The sequence below is a fragment of the Streptomyces sp. NPDC087906 genome, assembly GCF_055584925.1.
This window is the reverse complement of the sequence record NZ_JBVJLC010000015.1, coordinates 24707-39564: the sequence shown is the minus strand read 5'-3', so window position 1 is coordinate 39564 and position 14858 is coordinate 24707. Positions and strand designations below refer to the sequence as shown.

Here is a 14858-nt window from a genome sequence, read left to right as displayed (position 1 = left end):
ATCGCCGATGTTCGTACGAGAGGGTGCCCCTGGTGACGGGCAGGGAGCAGCTAACAGGCAGCGCAAAGGGTCAGTGTAGCCACTCGGCACACTGATGTCCAGCGCGGGTTTTGGAAGACCCTCGTCGCTCTCAACACCTTGTCTCAACTGCGGCAAGCCTCGCGCCGTAGGCGCACATCGATACTGCCCTCTTCGCCTTCGATCCATGCCTCGGATCCGGATCGATTGTGACGACGCGTCCTGAGAATTGCGCGCTGCGTGCGGTTCGTCAAGGCCCCCGCCCTCGGGAGCCGTCCCGCGGATCCCCACCGGGCGCACGGAAGGCGCGGTAATGATCACGATACTCGCAGGCGTACGGAGAACAAGGTACCCCTCGCGGGCACGCCGAAGGGCGACCACCCGGATGGGTGATCGCCCTTCACGTCAACGCTGCGCCCCGGGGCCTCCCAGACGGACGGGAGGCCCTGGCGGCGCGAGGTCGCTACGAGGTCACTTGACCTCGACGGAGGCGCCGGCGGCCTTGAGGGAGTCGGCACCCTTCTCGGCCTGCTCCTTGGTGACCTTCTCCAGGACGGGCTTCGGGGCGCCGTCCACGAGGTCCTTGGCCTCCTTGAGGCCCAGCGAGGTCAGCTCACGCACGACCTTGATGACCTGGATCTTCTTCTCGCCGGCACCCGTGAGGATGACGTCGAACTCGTCCTGCTCCTCGACGGCCTCGGCCACGGCGGCGCCGCCACCGACAGCGGCGGCGGCCACGGGGGCAGCAGCCTTGACGTCGAACTTCTCTTCGAAGGCCTTCACGAACTCGGAGAGCTCGATGAGGGTGAGGGACTCGAACTGCTCAAGCAGCTCGCCCTGGGACAGCTTCGCCATGATGGCGTCCTTCCACTAAGTCGGCAGGTGCCGGATGTATATAGACGGCGGGCGTACGGGGCCCGCTGTGACGCGAAGCCGAACTATTCGGCGTCGGCCTCGGCGGGAGCCGGCGTACCGGCACCGCCCTGCTCGACCTTGGCGCGAAGTGCTTCCGCGGTGCGGGCGAACTCCGTGAGCGGAGCCTGGAAGGTCGCCGCGGCCTTGGCCATGGACGCCTTCAGGCCACCGGCCAGCTTGGCGAGCAGAACCTCGCGGGACTCGAGGTCCGCGAGCTTCTTGAACTCATCGGCGGACAGCGCCTTACCGTCAAGGACACCGCCCTTGATGATGAGGTTGGGGTTGTCCTTGGCGAAGTCACGAAGACCCTTCGCCGACGCCACCGGGTCACCGGTGACGAAGGCAACCGCCGTCGGACCTGTGAACAGGTCGTCCAGCGTGTTGATCCCGGCCTCGTTGGCCGCGATCTTGGTCAGCGTGTTCTTCACCACGGCGTACTGGGTGTTCTCACCGAGCGAACGACGCAGCTCCTTGAGCTGCGCCACGGTGAGACCCCGGTACTCGGTCAGCACGGCGGCGTTCGAGCTGCGGAACTGGTCCGTCAGCTCGGCTACCGCGGCAGCCTTGTCGGGCCTTGCCATGAGCGTCGGCCTCCTTCCGGGTGATGAGGACCGCTCAGAAGGGGCTGCGCAAAACGAAACGCCCCGGCGCAGGCGCACGGGGCGTAGCTCAACCGGACAGCATCCGGGAACTCTCCACGATCACCTGCGCGGGTCGTCCGCAGCTAGCGGATCCTTCGGCCGCTTTGCCCTCTTGCGAGCGCAAAGCAACGACCAGCGGTCTTTGGCTTCAACGTGAGAGTACGGGAGCGGGGGTCCGGCAGGCAAATCGCCTGCCGGACCCCCACCGGGATCAGGCTCCGGAGGCCGAGTCGCTGATCATCTTGAACAGGTCGACCGTGTCGGCGGCGGCCGGCGGCGCCGCCTTGACCGCGGTGCCGTAGTCCGAGAAGTGCTCGCTGATGGTGGTCTTGCCCTGCTTCATGTCCATCACGACGTCGAGCCGGACCGGGTAGCCGTCGGCGTTGACCCACACGTCTGTGTTGTAGGTCTTCATGCCGGCCTTCTTCATGGCGGCGACGAGGTCCTTGCGCTGCTTCGGCGTGAGCGTGTCGGCGGCGGAGTTGGTGTCCAGCATCTCCTGGAACGTCAGGCTGCCCCTGTAGTGCTCCGCCTGGACGCCGTCGACCTTCTCCGGGCCGACGTGCTTGATGCTGGGCGAGTCCACCAGCATGGCGAGCTGCTGCGACGGGTCCTGGTTGGCGCTCTGCAGGCCGCCCAGCGAGCCGATCGAGCCCGCGCTGTCGCCGCCGCCCTTCGCCAGCTCGGCGAGGTCCAGCTTGATCCAGCGCTTGCCGTCCATCTCCTTCGCGGCGGCGGCTCCGCCGTCCACGTACATCACGTTGTCCAGCATGAGCATCCGGACCTTCTCCGGCGCCCCGGCCTCGGCGCCGAGCGCCGAGCCGTCCACGGTCATGTCCATGGCCGTCGGGTCCCAGCCCATCACGCCGGACATCGTGACCGTCTCGGTCTTGCCGGCGCCCTGGGCCGCGGCGGCCGGGGTCGTCATCTTCATGCTGATCTTCGCGGACTTCGCCCCGGAGGTCTTCTTGTACGCGGCGGTCAGGACCTCGGCCGGATTGGCGTCCGCCTTCTTCGACGCGGCCGGCTTCGCCGCCCCGTCGTCCTTCTTGCCGTCATCGCTCGTACAGCCCGCAACGCCGGCAATGACGGCCACAGCCGTCAGTGCCACGCCCCCACGTGTGAATGCGGACATGTTCATTTCCCACCCCAGATTGTGCAGTTGGCGCTGACCCCGATGGTCAAGACCACCCCAAGAAGATAACCCACCCCACTGACAGCAAATCAACAGAAAAGCCGGTCCCCGCACCTCAACGAGGTGCGGGGACCGGCCGGTTCCAGCCTTTGTCGGACGTCGGGGACGTCAGACGGACGCCGGGTCCTCCTCGACGAGGAGGTTGCGGGTGCGGTTGGCGTCCAGCGGGATGCCGGGGCCCATCGTCGTCGCGAGGACGGCCTTGCGGATGTAGCGGCCCTTCGCGGCCGACGGCTTGAGACGGAGGACTTCCTCCAGCGCCGCGGCGTAGTTCTCGACCAGCTTCGTCTCGTCGAAGGAGACCTTGCCGATGATGAAGTGCAGGTTCGAGTGCTTGTCGACCCGGAACTCGATCTTGCCGCCCTTGATGTCCGTCACAGCCTTCGTGACGTCGGGGGTGACGGTGCCGGTCTTCGGGTTCGGCATCAGACCACGCGGGCCGAGGACCCGGCCGAGGCGGCCGACCTTGCCCATGAGGTCAGGGGTGGCGACGACGGCGTCGAAGTCCAGACGGCCCTTCGACACCTCGTCGATGAGCTCGTCGGCGCCGACGATGTCGGCGCCCGCGGCGCGCGCTGCCTCGGCACGGTCACCGGTCGCGAAGACCAGGACCCGGGCGGTCTTGCCGGTGCCGTGCGGAAGGTTGACGGTGCCGCGGACCATCTGGTCCGCCTTGCGCGGGTCCACACCCAGGCGCATGGCGACCTCGACGGTGCCGTCGAACTTGGACGTGCTGGTGTCCTTGGCAAGGCGGACGGCTTCGAGCGGGGCGTAGTTACGCTCCGCGTCGATCTTCGCGTCCGCGTTGCGGAGAGACTTGCTGCGCTTCACTTCTTCTCCTGTGGTTCTTCAGGTGTGGAGTTCGTGGTGCGGGCCGCGCATGGCCCTGCCACTGGGGACGTACGGGGCTGGACTCAGCCCTCGACCGTGATGCCCATCGAACGGGCGGTGCCGGCGATGATCTTCTCGGCGGCGGCCAGGTCGTTGGCGTTCAGGTCGGGCATCTTGGTCGTGGCGATGTCGCGCACCTGGTCGCGCGTGAGCTTGGCGACCTTCTTGACGTGCGGCTCGCCGGATCCCTTGTCCACACCGGCAGCCTTGAGGATCAGCTTCGCGGCGGGCGGCGTCTTCGTGATGAAGGTGAACGAGCGGTCCTCGTAGACCGTGATCTCGACCGGCACGACCATGCCGCGCTGCGACTCGGTCGCGGCGTTGTAGGCCTTGCAGAACTCCATGATGTTGACGCCGTGCTGACCCAGCGCGGGGCCGACCGGCGGGGCCGGGTTGGCGGCGCCGGCGCTGATCTGGAGCTTGATGAGCCCCGTGACCTTCTTCTTCTTGGGAGGCATTGCTCTCTCCGGGTCCTAGTGAGAGTTATCGGCCAGCCACCCGGTCATCCGGATGGAGGCATACCGCACAACGATAACGGGTATAGCTGCACGGCCAAAACCGACAGGTCAGACAGGTAGGAACACCTGTCTGACCTGGTCGGAAGCTGTTGTTCCAGAAGCTGCTGTGCCAGAAGCGGGGACCGCTCAGTTCTTCTGGATCTGGTCGAAGCTCAGCTCGACCGGGGTCTCGCGGCCGAAGATCTCGACAAGGCCCTTGACCTTCTTCGAGTCCGCGTTGATCTCGTTGATCGTCGCCTGCAGCGTCGCGAACGGGCCGTCGGTGACGGTGACCGAGTCGCCCACCTCGAAGTCCAGCACCTGGACCTCGACCTTGCGGGCCGGCATCGGCTTGCCCTCGGCCTCTGCGGCCTCGCGGGCTGCCTTCTCCTCGGCCTCGGGGGCGAGCATCTTGACGATCTCGTCCAGCGTCAGCGGGTACGGGTCGTAGGCGTTGCCCACGAAGCCGGTGACACCGGGGGTGTTGCGGACGACGCCCCAGGACTCGTTCGTCAGGTCCATGCGCACCAGGACGTAGCCCGGGAGCTTGTTCTGGCGGACGTTCTTGCGCTCGCCGTTCTTGATCTGGACGATCTCTTCCTCGGGGACCTCGGCCTGGTAGATGAAGTCCTCGACGTTGAGCGAGACGGCGCGCTGCTCCAGGTTGGCCTTCACGCGCTTCTCGTAGCCCGCGTAGGTGTGGATCACGTACCACTCGCCGGGCAGACCGCGCAGCTCCTGGCGGAGCGCCTCGACGGGGTCGACGGCGGGAACGGCCTCGGCCGGCTCCTCGTCGGTGTCGTCGGCGTCGGCCTCGGCCTCAGCCTCGCTGCCTTCGGCGTCGCTGTCGTCAGCTTCGGCGTCCGCGTCCAGGCCCTCGCCCTCGGCGGCCGCGACGGCCTCTTCGACCTCGTCAGCCTCGGTGCCGTCTTCGTCCTCGACCTGTTCGGCGTTGACCGCTGCCTCTTCGGCCGGCTCGCCCGCCTCGGCGTCAGCGGCTTCGGCCTGGTCTGGCTCGACAGCGTCCGCCGCCTCCACGATGTCGGTTTCGTCCTCTCGGGACTCGACCGCCTCGCCGGCGTCGTTCAGGTTCGGGTCAGACACGGTGGCTGCTTCTTCCTGGCTAAATGGGTGGCACACGCGAAAGGGGCGCCGCGTCGGGCGCCCTCGCGAGATCAGCCGAAGACGTACTTGATTGCGTTGTTGAAGCCATAGTCAATCACGGTCACCAGACCGATCATGATGACAACAAAGACAATCACCACTGTGGTGTACGTCGTTAGCTGGTTGCGAGTCGGCCAGACGACCTTGCGCAGCTCTGCGACGATCTGACGGTAGAAGAGCGCGAGCCGGCCCAGAGGGCCCTTCTTGCCGCGCTTGCCACCCTTACGGGGCTTCTTCGACTCTACGGACTCATCATCATCGGCATCAGGTTTGTCGATGGAGCCCACGGCGTCCGTCACGCTCTCTCACCTGATTCCGGGTCGTGGCCATGCCGCGCCCGGGGGGAGCCGCACGGCGATGCAGTGAATGTTCGTACATGCGCACACACCCTGGCGAAGGTGTGCGTAGCAGGGCCGGAGGGACTTGAACCCCCAACCGCTGGTTTTGGAGACCAGTGCTCTACCAATTGAGCTACGACCCTTTGTGTTTGCCCCAACCTACCGCATCCGACCGGGTGCACGGAGTGCCCTGTGGGACGTGACTGACGAAGGCCAACGACGAGTGAGTGTACGTGGTCACAGGCCCGACGTCGAACAGCTAACTCCGCGACGAGCGGGGACTGCCCGGTTCGCTGCGCATCGTCTTATGTGTCCATCGTACGAAACCTGTGTACCCAGGAGGTTTCCGGTCTGGGAGCATGGGACGCATGAGCGCTGCCATCCCTCCGACCGAGCGCCGGGTCTCCGCGCGCATCGGCGCGATCTCCGAGTCCGCGACCCTCGCCGTCGACGCCAAGGCCAAGGCCCTCAAGGCCGCAGGGCGTCCGGTGATCGGCTTCGGCGCGGGCGAGCCCGACTTCCCGACCCCCGGCTACGTCGTCGAGGCGGCCGTCGAGGCTTGCCGCAATCCCAAGTACCACCGCTACACGCCGGCGGGCGGCCTCCCCGAGCTGAAGGCCGCCATCGCGACGAAGACCCTGCGTGATTCGGGTTACGTGGTCGACGCGTCGCAGATCCTCGTGACCAACGGCGGCAAGCAGGCCATCTACGAGGCGTTCGCCGCGATCCTCGACCCGGGCGACGAGGTCATCGTCCCCGCGCCGTACTGGACGACGTACCCGGAGTCGATCCGGCTGGCCGGCGGGGTCCCGGTCGAGGTCGTGGCCGACGAGACCACCGGCTACCGCGTCTCGCTCGACCAACTGGAGGCGGCCCGCACGGACCGTACGAAGGTGGTGCTCTTCGTCTCCCCGTCCAACCCGACCGGCGCCGTCTACAGCGAGGCCGACACCGAGGCGATCGGCCGGTGGGCCGTCGAGCACGGCCTGTGGGTCCTGACGGACGAGATCTACGAGCATCTCGTGTATGGCGACGCGACGTTCACCTCGCTGCCCGCTGTCGTGCCCGAGCTGCGCGACAAGTGCATCGTCGTCAACGGCGTGGCGAAGACGTACGCGATGACGGGCTGGCGGGTGGGCTGGTTCATCGGCCCCAAGGACGTCGTGAAGGCGGCGGCCAACCTCCAGTCGCACGCGACGTCCAACGTGGCCAACGTCTCGCAGGCCGCCGCGCTCGCCGCCGTCTCCGGGGACCTGTCGGCCGTCGCCGAGATGCGCTCCGCCTTCGACCGGCGCCGGCAGACCATGGTGCGGATGCTGAACGAGATCGACGGCGTCGTCTGCCCCGAGCCGGAGGGCGCGTTCTACGCGTACCCGTCGGTGAAGGCCCTGCTGGGCAAGGAGATCCGCGGCAAGCGCCCGCAGTCCTCGGTCGAGCTGGCCGCGCTGATCCTGGACGAGGCCGAGGTCGCCGTCGTACCGGGCGAGGCCTTCGGCACCCCCGGCTACCTGCGGCTCTCGTACGCGCTCGGCGACGAGGACCTGGCCGAGGGCGTCGCGCGGATGCAGAAGCTGCTGGCCGAGGCCAAGGACTGAGCATCCCCTCCGCGCGCGTACGGTGAATCGGGCTTCCGGCGGCCGCCGGGGGCCCGATTCTTCGTTCGGCCGGAACCCGATGGGGGAAAGTGGGTGCCGGGAGACGTTTTCTTACGGCAGGATCTTGGAATGGAGAGCACCACCCGCCCGCGCGACCTGAGCCTGTTGCCCAAGGCCCATCTGCATCTGCACTTCACCGGGTCCATGCGGCCCACGACCCTGCTCGAACTGGCCGACAAGTACGGCGTACACCTGCCCGAGGCGCTGACCGGGGGCGAGCCGCCGAAGCTGCGCGCCACCGACGAGCGGGGCTGGTTCCGCTTCCAGCGGCTCTACGACATCGCCCGGTCCTGTCTGCGCTCGCCCGAGGACATCCAGCGGCTGGTACGCGAGGCCGCAGAGGAGGATGTGCGCGACGGCTCGGGCTGGCTGGAGATCCAGGTCGACCCCACGTCGTACGCCCCGCATCTCGGCGGCCTGATCCCGGCCATCGAGATCATCCTGGACGCCGTGGACAGCGCGTCCCGTGAGACGGGCCTCGGCATGCGCGTCCTGGTCGCCGCGAACCGGATGAAGCACCCGCTGGAGGCCAGGACACTGGCCAGGCTCGCCGTGCGCTACGCGGACCGCGGCGTGGTCGGCTTCGGGCTGTCCAACGACGAACGGCGCGGTATGGCCCGGGACTTCGACCGGGCGTTCGCCATCGCCAGGGACGGCGGGCTGCTCGCTGCGCCGCACGGCGGTGAACTGACCGGACCCGCATCCGTACGGGACTGCCTGGACGATCTGCGCGCCGCCCGGATCGGCCACGGCGTACGGGCGGCCGAGGATCCGCGGCTGCTGCGCAGACTGGCCGAGCGCGGGGTGACCTGCGAGGTCTGCCCCGCCTCGAACGTGGCGCTCGGGGTGTACGAGAAGCCGGAGGACGTGCCGCTGCGGACGCTGTTCGACGCGGGCGTCCCGATGGCGCTGGGCGCCGACGACCCGCTGCTGTTCGGCTCGCGGCTGGCTGCGCAGTACGAGCTGGCCCGTGAGCACAACGGCTTCTCCGACGCCGAACTGGCCGAGCTGGCACGGCAGTCGGTGCGCGCTTCGGCCGCGCCCGAGGGCGTGCGGGAAGCGCTGCTGGCGGGGATCGACGGCTGGCTGGCGAGCTGACGACAGGGCGTCCGCTCAGAGGCTGACGCCTACCGTCACCGGTTCGTTGACGAGGGTGATCCCGAACGCGTCGCGCACTCCCCCGACCACTTCGCGCGCGAGTGCGAGCAGGTCCTCGGTGGTGGCGGCGCCGCGGTTGGTGAGCGCCAGGGTGTGCTTGGTGGAGATACGGGCCGGGCCCGTGCCGTACCCCTTCGTGAAGCCGGCCTTGTCGATCAGCCAGGCCGCGGACGTCTTCGTACGGCCGTCGTCGGCGGGGAAGGCGGGCGGCGTGACGTCGGCGCCGAGGCGGGCCCTGGCGCGGGCGACGAAGGACTCGTACGCGTCGTGGTCGAGGATCGGGTTGGTGAAGAAGGACCCGGCCGACCAGGTGTCGTGGTCCTCGGGGTCGAGGACCATGCCCTTGCCCGCGCGCAGTTTCAGCACGGTGTCGCGTGCGGTGGCGGCGGGGACCCGCTCGCCCGCCTCGACGCCCAGCGCGCGCGCCGTCTCCGGGTACTTGAGCGGGGCGGACAGGCCGCCGGCGTCCTCCAGGGCGAAGCGGACGCGCAGCACGACCCAGCGGGCGGGCTGTTCCTTGAAGCGGCTGTGCCGGTAGGCGAAGGCGCACTCGGCGTTGGTGAGGGTGGTCACCTCGCCGGTCGTGCGGTCGTAGGCGACGACCTCGGTGATGGTGGCGGACACCTCCTGGCCGTAGGCGCCGACGTTCTGGATCGGGGTGGCACCGGCGGAGCCCGGGATGCCGGCGAGGCATTCGATGCCGGCGAGGCCCGCTTCGACGGTGCGGGCGACGGCGTCCGTCCAGACTTCGCCCGCCGCCAGCTCCAGCGCTGTGCCGTCGAGCCGGAAGCCGGTGGTGGCGATGCGCAGGGCGGTGCCCTCGAAGCCCTTGTCCCCGATGACCAGGTTCGAGCCGCCGCCGATGATCAGCAGCGGGGTGCCGGTCGCGTCGGCCTCCCGTACGGCGGTGACCACCTCGTCGTCGGTGGTGGCCGTGACGAGCCGGGTCGCCGGGCCGCCGAGGCGGAAGGTGGTCAGGGGGGCGAGGGGGGCGTCGTGTAGTTCCTGCACGGGGACAAGAGTACGGTCCGCGGCCCGCCTCGACGGCGGACCACGGACCGTGGTGCCAGGTGCCAGGTGCCAGGTGCTGGTGCCGGCCGGTGGCGGGATCAGACCGCCGCCGGCGCGCGCTCGCCGGTCGGCTCGCCGCTCGCCTCTTCCGCCGCCGCGTCCTGCTTGGTGCGGTGACCGGGGATGAGGAGGGCGAGCAGCGCGCCGACCGCGACCATACCGGCGCCGATCCACAGGGCGGGGACGGTGCCGTCGACGAAGCTGTCGGGGGTCTCGTAACCGCCCTGGGCCGCGAAGACCGCGCCGAGGACCGCGACACCGAGGGCGCCGCCGACCTCGCGGAGCGCGTTGTTGGTACCGGAGGCGATGCCCTGTTCTGCGGGGCGGACGCTGGACATGACCACGGTGGCGGCGGGGGCGAAGTACAGACCCATGCCGATACCGCTGATGATCAGGGCGGGGAGCTGCGCGCCGTACGAGACGCCGGGGTCGAGGACGGTGGCGAAGAGGCCGAGACCGATGGCCTGCAGGGCGAGTCCCGCGACCACGACGGGCCTGCCGCCGATCCGGTCGGTGATGAGTCCGGCGACCGGGGCGACGATCAGCGGCATCGCGGTCCACGGGAGCATCCGCAGCCCCGCCTCGGTGGGCGAGTAGCCGACGACCGTCTGCAGGAACTGGCTGAGCAGGAAGATCGAGCCGAACATGCCGAGGAACATCAGCAGGCTGGCGCCGTTGATGCCGGCGAAGGCGCGGTTCTTGAAGAGCCGCATGGGCAGCATGGCGTCCGGGCGGCGGATGCCGTGGCGTACGAAGGCGGCGATCAGGACGGCGCCGCCGATCAGGCCGAGCAGCACGGTCGCGCTGGTCCAGCCGTCGGAGTTCGCGTTGACCAGGGCGTAGACGATGCCGAAGAGGCCGGCGCTGATGAGGATCGTGCCGGGGACGTCGAGGCGGGCGTGGGGGGCGCGGGACTCTTCGAGGCGCAGCCGGGCGAGCGGGATCAGCGCGAGGCCGATCGGCACGTTCAGCCAGAAGATCCACTCCCAGGAGAGGTGCTGGGTGAGGCTGCCGCCGACGAGCGGTCCGCTGGCGACGGCGAGTCCGGTGATGGCGCCGTAGATGCCGAGGAACGCGCCTCGCTTGGCGGCGGGGACCGCGGCGATGAGCAGGGTGAGGGTGAGCGGCATCATGATCGCGGCGCCGACCCCTTGGACGGCCCGTGCGGCGATGAGTGTGTTGATGCCGGGGGCGAGCGCCGCCGCCGCCGACGCGCCGGTGAAGACGGAGAGGCCGACGATGAACAGCTTGCGGCGGCCGAACCGGTCGCCGAGGGCGGCGCCGAACATGAGGAGGACGGCGAAGGTGAGCGTGTAGGCGTTCACCGTCCACTCCAGGTCCTCCAGCTTGCCGCCGAGGTTCTCGCGGATGGAGGGCAGTGCGGTGGTGACGACGAGGTTGTCCAGGGCCGCCATGAAGCTGGCGGCGCCGGTGATGACGAGGGCCCAGGTGGCTCGGGAGCCGCGGGCTTTCGGCTGTGTGAGTTCTGCCGGCTGGTTCATGGCTCTCCCCCGTCGGCGGCTCGGATGCCGCCGACTTTGTTAGTTATCGATGACTAACTTTCTTGGACATGGAGCGGCCCGCGCGGTGCGGGGTGGTTCAGTTCGCCGGGTCGCCGACGGGTTGCGGGTCACCGGCGGGGTGCGGATCGCCGGCGGGGTGCGGATCGCCGACCGGGTGCGACGACTCGTAGATCTCCGACCAGACGCGGTGCCCGGCCGGGAACCCCAGCGAGACCAGGGTGTTGATGAGCATGCCGAACGCGAGGAAGACCGTGGTCTCGCCCTCGTCGGCACCGAGCGCCAGATGGACGGTGTCCCACAGCCGCTCCCAGCCGGCCCGCACCGAGTCGCCGAACTCGTGATCGCCCTCGGCCTCGGCGGCGGCGACCGCCGCGTACATCTGCATCTGCATGAGCAGCTTCTCGGGGTCCTCGGCGATGGTCCGCTGGTAGGCGATCCCCATGGCGTGGACGGCGTCTTCGCCCTCCAGCCCCTCTGACGCCTCCTTGAAGAGCCGCCTGGTGTCGTCCAGGCAGCGCTGCGAGGCGGCGAGGAACATCGCCTGCTTGTTCGGGAAGAGCCGGAAGAGGTACGGCTGCGAGACGCCGACCCGGCGGGCGATCGCCTCCGTGGACGTGCCGTTGTAGCCGCTGCGGGAGAACTCGGTGACCGCCGCGCGGATGACGCTCTCGCGTCGCTCTTCTGCGCTCATCCTGACCATACGAGAAGGTTATTGGCCACTCACTTACTTTGTCAACCGCAGTGCTGCGACGCATGCGTAAGGGGTGTCCGCCATTGCGGACACCCCTTACCTACGCGCAGCTCAGTACGTATACGCGGCTCAGGCCAGCGCGACGACGGCGCGGGACATCCCCAGCACCTTCTGGCCCGCGCTCATGGCCGTCAGATCCACCCGGACCCGGTTGTCGTCCAGCTTGGCGGCGACCTTGGCGCTGACCTCGACCAGCGCGCCCTTGTCGTCGTTGGGCACCACCACGGGCTTGGTGAAGCGCACGCCGTACTCGACGACGGCCGCCGGATCCCCCACCCAGTCGGTCACCACACGGACCGCTGCCGCCATGGTGAACATGCCGTGCGCGATCACGTCCGGCAGGCCGACCTCCTTGGCGAACTTCTCGTTCCAGTGGATCGGGTTGAAGTCCCCCGACGCCCCCGCGTACCGCACGAGCGTCGCCCGCGTGACGGGGAAGCTCTGCGCCGGCAGCTCCGTGCCGACCTCGACCTCGTCGTAACCGATCTTCGCCGTCACCGGTCTCACGCCTCCTCGGCGGCGCGCGCCACCAGCTTGGTCCAGGCGGTCACGACATGCTCGCCCGACTCGTCGTGCACCTCGCCGCGTACGTCGATGATGTCGTTGCCCGCGAGCGACTTGATCGCGTCGATCGTCGACGTGACGGTCAGCCGGTCGCCGGCCCGTACCGGGCGCGAGTACGCGAACTTCTGGTCGCCGTGCACCACCCGGCTGAAGTCCAGGCCCAGTTGCGGATCGGCGATGACATCGCCCGCCGCCTTGAAGGTGATCGCGAACGGGAACGTGGGCGGGGCGATCACATCGCTGTGCCCCAGCGCCTTCGCCGCGTCCTGGTCGGTGTACGCCGGATTGGGGTCGCCCACCGCCTCGGCGAACTCGCGGATCTTCTCCCGGCCGACCTCGTAGGGCTCGGTGGGCGGGTAGCTCCGTCCCACGAAGGACTGATCGAGCGCCATGGACTCGCTCCCTCCTGATGAGTGTGTGCCCACATCAAACGACACGAGGCCGCCCCCAGCGGGGACGGCCTCGCGTACGAGCCTGATTCAGCGCGTTTCGCGGTGCGCTGTGTGCGAGTTGCAGCGCGGGCAGTGCTTCTTCATCTCAAGACGGTCCGGGTTGTTACGCCGGTTCTTCTTGGTGATGTAGTTCCGCTCCTTGCACTCCACGCAGGCCAGCGTGATCTTCGGGCGGACGTCGGTGGCAGCCACGTGAGTGCTCCTTGGACGGAATGGACGATGAACGAAAACGAACGAGAAAAACGGACAAACACTTCAAACAGATGAACGCAAAGAAGAGTAGCCGATTGAAGGACCGACCCCGCAATCGGCTACTGTGTGTAGCGGTGACCGGACTTGAACCGGTGACACAGCGATTATGAGCCGCTTGCTCTACCGACTGAGCTACACCGCTTCGATGTTGGATCTCCCCGCCCGGAGGCGAGGATCACCGAACACCGGAGCCCCAATACGGAATCGAACCGTAGACCTTCTCCTTACCATGGAGACGCTCTACCGACTGAGCTATTGGGGCGAGCGATGAAGACATTACACGGTCCCTCGCCGATCGCCCAAATCCGTTTCCATGCCCCTTGCACGCCTCTCGCCCCACCTGTCCCCCGGTGTCGCGTAGGCCACAGGTGGGCTCGCCGGTACGACTATTGCGCCCCTCCCGGAAGGCTGCCGGGAGCCCGCTTAGGCTCGACTCACGCTGCGTGATCTTGCCCACCGCAGGCCCGACCCAGCACCCCGAGAGCCGAGCCGACCAGGAGCGCGATGCCCGACAGCCAGCAGCAGCCGTCCGACGGCGCCACGGCCGACACCACGGCGCTCGTCCTGTGCGGCGCCCGGCTCGCCGACGGCCGCACCGTCGACGTACGGCTCAGCGCCGGCCGGATCGAGGCCGTCGGCACGGCGGGCAGCCTGGTCGCGCGCGGCGCCCGGGTCGACCTCGACGGCTATCTGCTGCTCCCGGCCCCGGCCGAGCCGCACGCCCACAGCGACACGGCGCTCACCGCCGAAGGGCCGGTCCCCTACTCCGCGGACGACGTGCAGCGCCGCGCGACCGAGGCGGCGCTGCTCCAGCTCAGCCATGGCGCGACCGCGCTGCGCTCGCACGTACGGATCGGCGGCGCCCAGGAGTTGGGCCGCCTTGAGGCGGTCCTCCAGGCCCGGCGCTCGCTGCGCGGGCTCTGCGATCTGACGGTCGTGCCGGTGCCCCGGCTGCTGACGGGGGTCGCGGGCGCCGACGGCCTCGCGATACTGCGGGACGCGGTGAAGATGGGCGCGGGAGCGGTCGGCGGCTGCCCCGATCTCGACCCCGACCCGGCCGGATTCGTGGAGGCGGTGCTGGAGGTGGCGGCCGAGCACGGCTGCCCGGTCGATCTGCATACGGACGGTGACGATCCGGCGCGGCTCGCCCGGCTGGCGGCGATGGTGGCCGGGCTGCGGCCCGGCGTGACGCTCGGCCCCTGCGGCGGGCTGTCCCGGCTGCCCGCGGACGCGGCGGCGCGGGCGGCGGACCAGCTCGCCGCCGCCGGGGTGTCGGTGGTCTGCCTGCCGCAGGGCGGCTGCGGCGGTGTCGAGCAGCGAGGTGTCGCTCCCGTACGGCTGCTGCTGAGCGCGGGGGTGCGGCTCGCGGCGGGCAGCGGGGCGCTGCGGGACGTGTCGAACCCGGTGGGGCGCGGGGATCCGCTGGAGGCCGGCTATCTGCTGGCGGCGCAGAGCGGGCTGCGGCCCGCCGACGCGTACGGGGCGGTGAGCACGGCGGCGCGGGCGGCGATGGGGCTCGGCGAGGTCCGGGTGGAGGCGGGGTTCCCCGCCGAGCTGCTGGCGGTGCGCGGCGAGCGGATCGCGGGTGTGCTGTCGCAGGCGTACAGCAGGATCGTCATCCACCGGGGGCGGGTGGTGGCGCGGACCAGTGCCGTACGGGAGTACTGCGACTCGGCGACGGCGGTCGTGACGGAGCTGCCCCGGCAGGGGCGGTCGGACCCGGGCGCGTGAGCGGTGCCCGGCTTCCGGTGACCGTGTCCGGGCGCGCGGTGG

The 14858-nt window shown here is 69.3% G+C and carries 16 protein-coding genes and 3 tRNA genes; 3 read left to right on the top strand and 16 right to left on the bottom strand.

Annotation, left to right across the window (positions count from 1 at the left end):
* Positions 1–489 precede the first annotated feature (489 nt).
* From rplL to ACZ63I_RS31385, 8 genes are all read right to left on the bottom strand, one after another.
* Positions 490–873 carry a 50S ribosomal protein L7/L12 gene (gene rplL, locus ACZ63I_RS31420; RefSeq protein ID WP_469342682.1) on the bottom strand — a complete coding sequence of 128 codons (384 nt, stop codon included), beginning with the start codon at positions 871–873 and terminating at the stop codon, positions 490–492.
* 83 nt (positions 874–956) lie between these two features.
* Positions 957–1514, bottom strand: coding sequence for a 50S ribosomal protein L10 (gene rplJ, locus ACZ63I_RS31415; RefSeq protein WP_041985792.1), 558 nt, complete (start codon positions 1512–1514; stop codon positions 957–959).
* A 271-nt stretch (positions 1515–1785) separates the two neighbouring features.
* A complete protein-coding gene (locus ACZ63I_RS31410; protein WP_469342681.1) occupies positions 1786–2715 on the bottom strand; it encodes an SCO4651 family lipoprotein in 930 nt (309 codons plus the stop codon).
* A 162-nt stretch (positions 2716–2877) separates the two neighbouring features.
* Positions 2878–3600 carry a 50S ribosomal protein L1 gene (rplA, locus tag ACZ63I_RS31405; protein WP_041985798.1) on the bottom strand — a complete coding sequence of 241 codons (723 nt, stop codon included), beginning with the start codon at positions 3598–3600 and terminating at the stop codon, positions 2878–2880.
* An 83-nt stretch (positions 3601–3683) separates the two neighbouring features.
* The gene (rplK, locus tag ACZ63I_RS31400) at positions 3684–4118 is read right to left on the bottom strand and encodes a 50S ribosomal protein L11 (RefSeq protein WP_041985801.1); all 435 of its coding nucleotides are present in this window, start codon (positions 4116–4118) and stop codon (positions 3684–3686) included.
* 186 nt (positions 4119–4304) lie between these two features.
* On the bottom strand, positions 4305–5261 hold the full coding sequence (gene nusG / locus ACZ63I_RS31395) for a transcription termination/antitermination protein NusG (RefSeq protein WP_469342680.1): 957 nt from the start codon (positions 5259–5261) through the stop codon (positions 4305–4307).
* Between the two features lie 71 nt (positions 5262–5332).
* The gene (gene secE / locus ACZ63I_RS31390; RefSeq protein ID WP_041985804.1) at positions 5333–5620 is read right to left on the bottom strand and encodes a preprotein translocase subunit SecE; all 288 of its coding nucleotides are present in this window, start codon (positions 5618–5620) and stop codon (positions 5333–5335) included.
* Between the two features lie 109 nt (positions 5621–5729).
* Positions 5730–5802, bottom strand: a tRNA-Trp gene (locus ACZ63I_RS31385).
* Positions 5803–6027: 225 nt separating this feature from the next.
* Between ACZ63I_RS31385 and ACZ63I_RS31380 the strand changes: the two genes are divergently transcribed.
* Positions 6028–7254, top strand: a complete 1227-nt coding sequence (locus tag ACZ63I_RS31380) for a pyridoxal phosphate-dependent aminotransferase (RefSeq protein ID WP_469342679.1) — start codon at positions 6028–6030, stop codon at positions 7252–7254.
* A 129-nt stretch (positions 7255–7383) separates the two neighbouring features.
* Complete coding sequence (locus ACZ63I_RS31375; protein ID WP_469342678.1) at positions 7384–8412, top strand: adenosine deaminase; 1029 nt, start codon at positions 7384–7386, stop codon at positions 8410–8412.
* 15 nt (positions 8413–8427) lie between these two features.
* Here ACZ63I_RS31375 and ACZ63I_RS31370 read toward each other — a convergent pair whose 3' ends face one another.
* The 8 genes from ACZ63I_RS31370 to ACZ63I_RS31335 form a co-directional block, all read right to left on the bottom strand.
* Positions 8428–9483, bottom strand: a complete 1056-nt coding sequence (locus ACZ63I_RS31370) for a UDP-N-acetylmuramate dehydrogenase (RefSeq protein WP_469342676.1) — start codon at positions 9481–9483, stop codon at positions 8428–8430.
* A 98-nt stretch (positions 9484–9581) separates the two neighbouring features.
* On the bottom strand, positions 9582–11045 hold the full coding sequence (locus ACZ63I_RS31365) for a DHA2 family efflux MFS transporter permease subunit (protein WP_469342675.1): 1464 nt from the start codon (positions 11043–11045) through the stop codon (positions 9582–9584).
* Between the two features lie 97 nt (positions 11046–11142).
* Complete coding sequence (locus tag ACZ63I_RS31360; RefSeq protein WP_469342673.1) at positions 11143–11766, bottom strand: TetR/AcrR family transcriptional regulator; 624 nt, start codon at positions 11764–11766, stop codon at positions 11143–11145.
* A 120-nt stretch (positions 11767–11886) separates the two neighbouring features.
* Entirely contained in the window at positions 11887–12315 is a 429-nt protein-coding gene (locus tag ACZ63I_RS31355) for a MaoC family dehydratase (protein WP_469342672.1), read from the bottom strand.
* Between the two features lie 5 nt (positions 12316–12320).
* Entirely contained in the window at positions 12321–12773 is a 453-nt protein-coding gene (locus ACZ63I_RS31350; RefSeq protein WP_469342671.1) for an FAS1-like dehydratase domain-containing protein, read from the bottom strand.
* An 87-nt stretch (positions 12774–12860) separates the two neighbouring features.
* On the bottom strand, positions 12861–13025 hold the full coding sequence (gene rpmG / locus ACZ63I_RS31345) for a 50S ribosomal protein L33 (RefSeq protein WP_003956487.1): 165 nt from the start codon (positions 13023–13025) through the stop codon (positions 12861–12863).
* Between the two features lie 129 nt (positions 13026–13154).
* Positions 13155–13227 (bottom strand) — tRNA-Met (locus ACZ63I_RS31340).
* Between the two features lie 47 nt (positions 13228–13274).
* A tRNA-Thr gene (locus ACZ63I_RS31335) sits at positions 13275–13347 on the bottom strand.
* A 242-nt stretch (positions 13348–13589) separates the two neighbouring features.
* On the opposite strand from ACZ63I_RS31335, the gene ACZ63I_RS31330 reads away from it, so the two are divergent.
* Positions 13590–14816, top strand: coding sequence for an amidohydrolase family protein (locus ACZ63I_RS31330; protein WP_469342670.1), 1227 nt, complete (start codon positions 13590–13592; stop codon positions 14814–14816).
* Positions 14817–14858 lie beyond the last annotated feature (42 nt).

Excerpts from the sequence above, each read along its gene's own strand:
- ACZ63I_RS31375 (WP_469342678.1), top strand. The coding sequence starts at position 7,384 with ATGGAGAGCACCACCCGCCCGCGCGACCTGAGCCTGTTGCCCAAGGCC.
- ACZ63I_RS31350 (WP_469342671.1), bottom strand. The coding sequence starts at position 12,773 with ATGGCGCTCGATCAGTCCTTCGTGGGACGGAGCTACCCGCCCACCGAG.
- ACZ63I_RS31410 (WP_469342681.1), bottom strand. The coding sequence starts at position 2,715 with ATGAACATGTCCGCATTCACACGTGGGGGCGTGGCACTGACGGCTGTG.
- rplL (WP_469342682.1), bottom strand. The coding sequence starts at position 873 with ATGGCGAAGCTGTCCCAGGGCGAGCTGCTTGAGCAGTTCGAGTCCCTC.
- ACZ63I_RS31365 (WP_469342675.1), bottom strand. The coding sequence starts at position 11,045 with ATGAACCAGCCGGCAGAACTCACACAGCCGAAAGCCCGCGGCTCCCGA.
- rplK (WP_041985801.1), bottom strand. The coding sequence starts at position 4,118 with ATGCCTCCCAAGAAGAAGAAGGTCACGGGGCTCATCAAGCTCCAGATC.
- ACZ63I_RS31380 (WP_469342679.1), top strand. The coding sequence starts at position 6,028 with ATGAGCGCTGCCATCCCTCCGACCGAGCGCCGGGTCTCCGCGCGCATC.
- ACZ63I_RS31330 (WP_469342670.1), top strand. The coding sequence starts at position 13,590 with ATGCCCGACAGCCAGCAGCAGCCGTCCGACGGCGCCACGGCCGACACC.
- ACZ63I_RS31360 (WP_469342673.1), bottom strand. The coding sequence starts at position 11,766 with ATGGTCAGGATGAGCGCAGAAGAGCGACGCGAGAGCGTCATCCGCGCG.
- rplJ (WP_041985792.1), bottom strand. The coding sequence starts at position 1,514 with ATGGCAAGGCCCGACAAGGCTGCCGCGGTAGCCGAGCTGACGGACCAG.